Genomic DNA, 7,798 nt, shown 5'->3' with positions numbered 1-7,798 from the left:
TCTTCAGCGGCCTTCTAGGGCTTCCTGCGGCGCTGAGCACCGCAGCTCTGCCGGTCCTGCACGCGGCCACCGGTTGGGCTGGGTGTGGCGGCAGAGGGGTGGGGCCCTGAGCCGGGCACGGTGTCAGGGCCCCGCGGAGCGCGCACCGTGGGGGACGGATTCATGCACGCGTCGCCGACTCAACGGCGAAGGCGGCCTGCGGGTCACGGGCCGGAGTGTTCTTCGGGGTGTTAGGAGCCGTGCCGTGTGGGCAGACGCTTGATGAGTGAGTGGTTAGGACATGGCCTCCAGGGGCCGGCCGCAGTGGTTGGCGGCCGGCCCCGAGGCGTGTTTCCGCAGTTTGTTCCGCGCTCGCACTGCTGATGCCCCACTGCGCCGCCCACGGCAGGCGGGCTTTCGCCGGATCCAGCCCACACGGACGGTGGTGTGGGTAGCCTCCCGAAGGTGACCGTTTACGCCCGTTTCATCAAGCAGATGATCTCCTCGAAGTTGCACCGTCCGGACGGAACGGTGGAGACGACGAAGGATCCGGCGGTGTGGACGCTGGCTCACCGCGGCTACAGCGGATCGGGGCGCCTGGACGTCTGGGTGTACCCCTCGAAGAAGACCGCTCTGCACGAAGGGGCGAAGCTCGCCATGACGTGTGGGATGGACGAGGACGAGCACGCCGCCGAACCTTTCGCCGCCGGCCGCTACGAGCAGGTCATGAATCGCTACGAGGAAACCCACCCCGAAACCCACCTGCTGCGCGTCCAGGCGGCCTTCCTCCAGACCACGGACGATCAAGCACCAGCCGGGCTGTGACTGCGAAGTCCCGGAGCCATGACAGGGGTCCGGGACTTCTGTGCACTTCACTTGACGTCGGGTTCAACGACCGGCTGCTGTCCCGGTTACCGACTGCTCACACCCAGTCGAGTCCGAGTTCCACGAGCGCGGCGAGCTGCTGCTCGCTCAACCGGTCGCGCCGGTTTTTGAGGTTGGAGAGCCAGATGCCGAGGCGTACGGACGTGCCGTCAGGGAGCTCTTCGCTGTGGCCGCGCGGTACGACAGTGCGGGCCTCGCGCTGGATGTACTGAGCGAGGGCCGCCACGCCCCGCGTGAACGCGTCAGAGCCCCTCGCTGCCCCAGCCTTCACGCTGGTTCGCGCCGAAGCCTTGTGGGGCCGCTCAGCCGGTTTCACACCAAGCTCACCCAGCCGCCGCTGCTGCTCCTCGTTCAGCCGCGCCCAGTCCCGGACCTGCCGAGCGAGCCAGCGTCCGATGTCGTCGCCGCGGTAGGTGACGCCGGGCTGGATCTCCTCCAGCGTCCCGCTGGCCTCCAGGAGGGCGCGCAGGCCGGTGTGGTGGCGCTGCCAGTCGACGGTCCATCCCAGGGCGCCGGGGTTCCAGTCCGGATCGATCGCCGCCAGCTGCTCGGCCCGCCGCGCCGCGCGGTCGGGGTCCTTGCCAAGCCCTCCGGGGCGGCGGAGGTTGGTCAGCCACTGGCCCACCGGCTTGTCCATCGCGCTGGCGTGGCGGGGCGCCGCCAGGGTGCCGGCCTGGGCGTAGTACGCGCGGGCTGCGGCGAGGTTCTCCTCGAACTGGGCATCTGCGGTGTCCCAGTGATGATCTGTAAGTTTTTGTCGGTGGTGGTTCGGCATCGTGATGTCAGTGCTGCAGGTGTGGGGTTTCTGCTGTTCAGCCTGTTGTGGTCGGGGATTTTAGTGGTGACGTAGATGCCGATTTGGTGTTGACGTTTTTGGTGATGATGCTGGTCAGTTGGTTGCCGGTCGGTATGACGTGAGGTGTGTTCCCGCTGGTCACGCCCTTGCGGGCGATGTGCTGGCAGTGCTGGCTGTTGGAGGGGGCAGTGTGGCGGCCGGTGGTGGCGTCGAAGACTTCGATGGTGTCGTCGTGGTGGGGAAGGTGGCGTACCGAGACTTTGGTGCCGGTACGGCCGTTCATCCACGGGGCGAGGTAGTCGCGGCGGCGCCACCGCACCCCGCTGGTGCTGATCGTGTACGTACGCCCGTCGTCCTCCAGAGCGAAGGTCGCCAGCTGGCTCGCGGACACATCCGTGAGCGGTGTCGCGTCGGCCTGCCACGCCTCGATGGGGGTTTTCCCGTTCAGCGCGGACGGGTGGTGGCGGGTGTTCCACCAGGTCACCCAGTCCAGCAGCAGCCCCACGAACGCCTCATACGTCAGGGGCGGGGCATCGGGGTCGGCGAGATGGCCGCCGGTGAGTTTCTGGCGGCCGGTGTACCGGGGGAGCGAGACGAGGAACATCTCCTCCACCGCGTCGTTCAGCGCCTCGATCGTGCCCTTCAAGTGAGGGGTGTAGGCGGGCAGGTCGGTCACGGGGACGGCGAACGCGCCCATCGCCGCGGTGACCGTCGCGCACAGGAACTCCTTGCCGCGGTCGACCCGGATCTGACCGGGCAGCCCGCCCACGGGCCCGAACGGCTCGCTGCGGGTGATCGCGATCCGCAAGGACGCCAGCACCGCGTCCCGGCTCGGCGCGTGCGCGGTGACCGCCACCCCGGTGATCGCCTTGGTGGCACAGTCGATGAACCAGGTCACCCACGGAGTGGCCAGCTCACCCTCCACATCCACCTCGACGGGCACATGCTTGTGATCGCCCTCCCACACCGCGTTGCGGTGCGTGGCCGGACGCTGCCCGAACACGTCATGCGCGCGCCGCGCCGCTTCCCCGCTTCCCAGCCCGGCCCGCTCTCCGCGGGTCAGGTCCCGGCGGATCGCCCGGTGCAACGTGGAGAGCGACGGCACCGCCGGCGCGTCCGGATCCTCGGCGGCCCGTTGCATCAGCTCGGCGTGGACTCGGGAGGCGTTACCGCCCCACAGCGCCAGCAGCCTCCGGATTTCTGTGGTGACCGTGAAGTGCGACGACTCCACCCAGGCGAGACGGTGATCTGCGCGTGCTGCGGCCAGCCACCGCCACACGGTCCGCTCCGACTTCCCCAACGCCTGGGCGACCAGACGTACGTGTGCGGCTGTCAGCTCACCGCGCCCATCGAGATCCAGCAGCCGGGGCATCGCCGCCGCCCGCCCCGACTGGGGCGGGAACACGGCCGCCGGACCGCCCACAAGATCCTCGCCACGGCTTCCCGGCATGTGCGGCCCCTCTCCGCCGAGTACCGGACAGCACGGCCTGCCGCCCTGATCCCAGGTATCCCAGCCCTTCGGCACCCAACTGACCGGAATCGGCATACGACTGACAGCAACCGTCACCATCCGATACAGCCGCGCCTTCACGCGAAGCCCTTTATGGGGCGGGGACACGGCGCAGGTCGCCCGATGGCGTCCGTTCAGCTGAGCCAGGCCCCATGTCTGGCGGGCCGGTGGCGGTCCCCGAATCGGGCTGGTCAGGGCAGCGTTCAAGATCGTAAGGTTGGGCTATGACCCAGGAAGTCCAGTCCTCGTCTGCGGCGCCGTTTCGACCGGTGCTGACCCGTCGTGCGGACGCCGAGACCTGTGCCGACCCCAGCAGTGTGATGACGCTGCTCGCCGACTCGGACAGCACCGCCGACGGCTTCACCAGCTACCGGTCCACGTTCGCCGAGGGAGCTGTAGGGGCACCTGCCCACTTCCACACCAAGGCGACGGAGCTGTTCTTCGTGATCAGCGGATCCCTCCAGGTACTGGTGGGCGACGAGGTCACCGTCCTGGGGGAGGGCGACTTCCTGGCCGTTCCGCCCCACACCCCGCACGCCTTCGCCGCGGCGCCCGGATGCAAGGCCGACGTCCTGTTCGTGTTCACACCGGGCATGGGCCGGTTCGACTACCTGCGTCTGCTCGGCCGCGTGATGCGCGGCGAGGCCGACGCGAAGGAGATCGCCGCGTCTGCGGAGCGCTTCGACAACCACTACGTCGACAGTCCCGCCTGGCGCGCCGCCCTGGAGGTGTCGGCGTGATCGACTCCACCGCCCATGTCCGGGTGGCCCGGCCCTCGCGGGACCTCGTCGCCGCCGAACGCTTCTACGTGGACGGCCTCGGCCTGGATGTCCTGTGGCGCACCACCGAGCGCGTGCGAGCACGACCTGGTGATGGTCGGCCCGCCGGGCGCCGCCTGGCACTTCGAGCTGACGCACGACCCGGATGTCAATGGCCTTGAAGTTCTCCCCGTAGGCGGCTCTACCTTTCTTCTCGGGTTGGGGCAGCCATTCGTAGGGTTGTACCGCCCAGGGGCACTGGGTGTGGCTCGTAGGCGGCTGCCGCTTGATGGCTTCCCTGGCTTGGCCGCCCGGTGCCCCCTCGACGACTCGGCCGCCGATTGGGAAGTGCGAACAAGTCGCTGTGTAGAGCAATGCCGGCGAGGCCGTCCGTGGCAGACATGACGAATACGAACGAGTGGAGCACGATGAGCCGGATATGGGCGGGGACCGACTGCGGCAAGAGCCACCACCACACGCTGGTCCTGGACGCCGAGGGCGAGACGCTGTTGTCGCGGCGGGTGGCCAACGACGAGCCGGAGCTCCTCGGTCTGATCGGGGACGTCCTGGACCTCGCCGACGGTGAGAAGGTGACCTGGGCGATGGACATGACCGGCGGCGAGCCCGCGCTGCTGACCGAGCTGCTGCTCAACCACGGGCAGGAATTGGTCTACATCCCGGGCGTCGCGGTCAACCGGGCCACCGACAGCTACCGCGGCCAGGGCAAGACCGACGCCCGGGATGCCCGCGTGATCGCCGACCAGGCCCGGATGCGCCGTGACCTGCAGCCGATCCGCCCCGGCGACGAGGCCGCCATTGAACTGCGGTTGCTGACCGAGCACCGCTCCGACCTGGTGGCCGACCGGACCCGGACCGTCAACCGGCTGAAGTCCCTGCTCAATGGCATGTTCCCGGCCCTGGAGCGCGCCCTGGACCTGGGCACCGTCGGCCCGTTGGTACTGCTGACGGGCTACCAGACCCCGGCAGCGGTCCGGCGTGCGGGCATCCGGCGGCTGACGACCTGGCTACGCAACCGCAAGGTTCGCAGCGCCGAAGCCCTCGCGGTCAGGGCGGTGGAGGCCGCCGAGCGCCAGCACACCACCGTCACCGGGGAGAAGGCCATCGCGAAGATGGTGCACACCCTGGCCAGGGAGGTGGTGGCCCTCAACGAAAAGATCGCCGAGACTGACCGGCTCATCGAGGGCCGGTTTCGTGAGCACGAACTCGCCGAGGTGATCGCGTCCATACCCGGCATCGGAGCGACTCTCGGTGCCGAGTTCCTCTCTGCTGTCGGTGGCAGTCTGGAGGCTTTCCCCACCGCTGACCGGCTCGCGGCCTTCGCCGGGGTGGCGCCCGCGCCACGGGACTCCGGCCAGGTCAGCGGCAACCTGCACCGGCCGAAGCGGTACCATCGCCGGCTGCAGCGCGTGTTCTTCCAGTCCGCACTCGTCAGCATCCGCTGCGACCCCAACTCCCGGAAGTTCTACGACCGCAAGAGAGCAGAGGGCAAACGCCACGTCCAGGCCGTCCTCGCCCTGGCCCGCCGCCGCGTCAACGTCATCTGGGCGCTGATCCGTGACCGTCGGTGTTACGAAGTGGCCCCGCCCGTACCTGAAATGGCCTGACGGCGTGGAGGGGCCGCGAGAACGACAGGATCCGCCTCGTCTGGGTCGGTAGGGTTGGCGTATGAACGACGTACCGCCGCTCGATGCCGAGCCCACCCCCTATGCCGCTTTCCTGAAGGGACTGGGCCGCGAACCGTCGGCAGACGAGTGTCAACGGTGGGCTGCCGAGCACGCCGGCACTCCGGAGGAGCCGCGTGCCCTGGTGGATGTCGGCTGGCTCACAGCACGCGGCGGTGGGAACGAGCAGGCCCTCACGCTCTTCCACCGCGCGGCCGGGTTCGCTGGGGAGTTCGGCAGGGATGCCCAGGTCGGCATCGTCGACCAGTTGTACACACTGCGCCGGGGGCCGGAGGCCGAGCAGGCCCAGCGTGCACTGCGGGCCGAACTCGACGCCCAGCCTGCGGGATTGACCGACCTGCGGGTCTTCGACGACATGGTCGAAGTACTGACCGAGGCCGGCGCGAGCGAGTCGGCCCTGGAATGGTGCCAGGCAGGTCTGGACCGCGCGGCCCGGGCCGGTGACGCCCCGGAGGCGGCCGAGTACCGGCGCGGACTGGCACTCAGCCGCAGCTTCCTGCGCAGCGAGCTGGACATTCAGCTGGATGAGGACGATCTGGCTGTCGAGGCCGAGGCCAACGCTTCCCTCGCAGCATTCAGCGAGCTGGTGCGGACCGAGTGGGGCAGCCGACTGGATGTACCGGTGGACGCAGAGGCGTTCGACTCCATCGTGCTGCGCTGGACCCGGGAGGACTTCGCGGCGGTGCGGGCACACTGGCCGGAGTCGACCGCGCACTACAGCGACGACTACGACACCTATGCCGCGCGGATCCAGCGGGAGGCCCGCGGCTACGACGAAGCCGGCGCCGCCCACGTGCGCATGGTCACCGGCACTCTCGCCGACTTCCAGACGTACACCCAGCGCACCGGCAGCGACCCGGCCGATCAGAGGACCCGGCAGAACTACGGCGAGTGGCGGGCCGCGGCGTACCCGGAGCAGACGCTGCCGTGGCCGCCCGCGCGCAACGGACCGTGCTGGTGCGACTCGGGCCGCAAGTACAAAAAGTGCTGCGGCACCCCCGCGAAGAACTGACCGGCGCTACCAAAAGCCGATGCCAGCGGGAGCGGGAAGTTTGACGCTGAAGTCCGACCACGGCGGCAGCGTCGATACCGGGTCGTGGTCCGCGTTCGGGTGCTGTCTCCGTCCTTGGTCAGAACGGGTGTGGCTCGGCGGGCGCCGGGCCCCCGCCCGGGGACGACTGCGTGGAATCGGATGTCGGCCCGGGGGCCTGCGCGGGCCCGCCCTGGGACGGCATGCCCTGGCGGTAGGTCTTGGTGACCTTGGCGGTCGCGTAGGTCAAGGAGGCCGCGACCTCCTCGGCGTCGATCTCCACGGTGGTGCGGCGGATGCCCTCCTTGTCGTCGAAGGTGCGCTGCCGAAGGCGTCCGGTGACGATGACCCTCATGCCCCGGGTGAGCGACTGCGCGGCATTCTCACCGGCCTGCCGCCAGAGCGAGCAGCGCAGGAACAGCGGCTGACCGTCGACGAATTCACTGCGGTCGCGGTCGAACACACGGGGAGTGGACGCGACGGTGAAACCCGCCACCGGGGTGCCGGAGGCGGTGTGTCGCAGTTCCGGGTCGGCGGTCAGGTTGCCCACCACCGTCACCAGCGTCTCGCCCGCCATGCCGCCACCCCTTGCCTCGTACTGGAACACTCCCACCGTACCGGCCCTGCGGGCCCGCTGGCACGATGACTGCTATGACGAGCGAGGACAACGCACTGGAGACGGCGGCTGCGGCACTGCGCGAGGCGCAAGCGGCAGTTCACACGGCCCGCCGGAAGCTTTCCGCGGCGATCGTCACCGCGTACCGAGCCGGGGAGCCGGCCGCTCGTATCGCTGAGCGCACCGGCACGAGCGTCACCGAGATCCGGAACCTGCTGGCCGCGACCCAGGCCTCACGCCGCGCGGAACGCTGAAATTCACCGGCGGAGCAGATGCCACCCCGACCGCACATCCAGTCACTTGACAACTCTATTGGGAAGCCAGAAGTTCTCCCCACTGGCGGCCTGCGAGATCGGTTCTGATCCACTTCTTGTGGAGCGGTGACGCGGCGTCACGATGCTCAGTCGGAGAGGATGATCTGCCGACGTAGGAGGTCGAAGCCGGCCCGGCCATAGCCGTCCCTTTTGATCCGCTTCACTCTATTTACGTTTCCCTCGACCTTGCCGGAGTTCCACTCCAGG

General features: G+C 69.1%; 7 protein-coding genes and 1 pseudogene. 5 read left to right on the top strand and 3 right to left on the bottom strand.

Annotation, left to right across the window (positions count from 1 at the left end; genetic code table 11):
• Window positions 1-444 precede the first annotated feature (444 nt).
• Window positions 445-804 carry a hypothetical protein gene (locus J7E89_RS35070; protein WP_214979669.1) on the top strand — a complete coding sequence of 120 codons (360 nt, stop codon included), beginning with the start codon at window positions 445-447 and terminating at the stop codon, window positions 802-804.
• A 97-nt stretch (window positions 805-901) separates the two neighbouring features.
• Here the strand turns inward: J7E89_RS35070 and J7E89_RS35065 are convergent, their stop codons facing one another.
• On the bottom strand, window positions 902-1,639 hold the full coding sequence (locus J7E89_RS35065) for a helicase associated domain-containing protein (RefSeq protein ID WP_214979667.1): 738 nt from the start codon (window positions 1,637-1,639) through the stop codon (window positions 902-904).
• A 37-nt stretch (window positions 1,640-1,676) separates the two neighbouring features.
• The gene (locus J7E89_RS35060; protein WP_214979665.1) at window positions 1,677-3,110 is read right to left on the bottom strand and encodes a Mu transposase C-terminal domain-containing protein; all 1,434 of its coding nucleotides are present in this window, start codon (window positions 3,108-3,110) and stop codon (window positions 1,677-1,679) included.
• Between the two features lie 284 nt (window positions 3,111-3,394).
• Here J7E89_RS35060 and J7E89_RS35055 point away from each other — a divergent pair, with 284 nt between their 5' ends.
• From J7E89_RS35055 to J7E89_RS35045, 3 genes are all read left to right on the top strand, one after another.
• Window positions 3,395-3,910, top strand: coding sequence for a cupin domain-containing protein (locus J7E89_RS35055; protein WP_214979663.1), 516 nt, complete (start codon window positions 3,395-3,397; stop codon window positions 3,908-3,910).
• Between the two features lie 446 nt (window positions 3,911-4,356).
• On the top strand, window positions 4,357-5,553 hold the full coding sequence (locus tag J7E89_RS35050) for an IS110 family transposase (protein ID WP_214979671.1): 1,197 nt from the start codon (window positions 4,357-4,359) through the stop codon (window positions 5,551-5,553).
• A 61-nt stretch (window positions 5,554-5,614) separates the two neighbouring features.
• Window positions 5,615-6,643: an SEC-C domain-containing protein gene (locus J7E89_RS35045; protein WP_214979661.1), complete on the top strand. Its 1,029-nt coding sequence runs from the start codon at window positions 5,615-5,617 to the stop codon at window positions 6,641-6,643.
• 139 nt (window positions 6,644-6,782) lie between these two features.
• Here the strand turns inward: J7E89_RS35045 and J7E89_RS35040 are convergent.
• Window positions 6,783-7,238, bottom strand: a pseudogene (locus tag J7E89_RS35040) (single-stranded DNA-binding protein); the annotation flags it as partial.
• A gap of 74 nt (window positions 7,239-7,312) precedes the next feature.
• On the opposite strand from J7E89_RS35040, the gene J7E89_RS35035 reads away from it, so the two are divergent.
• Window positions 7,313-7,531, top strand: coding sequence for a hypothetical protein (locus J7E89_RS35035; RefSeq protein ID WP_214979656.1), 219 nt, complete (start codon window positions 7,313-7,315; stop codon window positions 7,529-7,531).
• Window positions 7,532-7,798 lie beyond the last annotated feature (267 nt).

Origin of the sequence: Streptomyces sp. ISL-100 (assembly GCF_018614615.1) — a bacterium.
In the GTDB taxonomy this organism is placed as follows: domain Bacteria; phylum Actinomycetota; class Actinomycetes; order Streptomycetales; family Streptomycetaceae; genus Streptomyces.
This window is presented reverse-complemented; position numbering and strand designations above follow the sequence as displayed.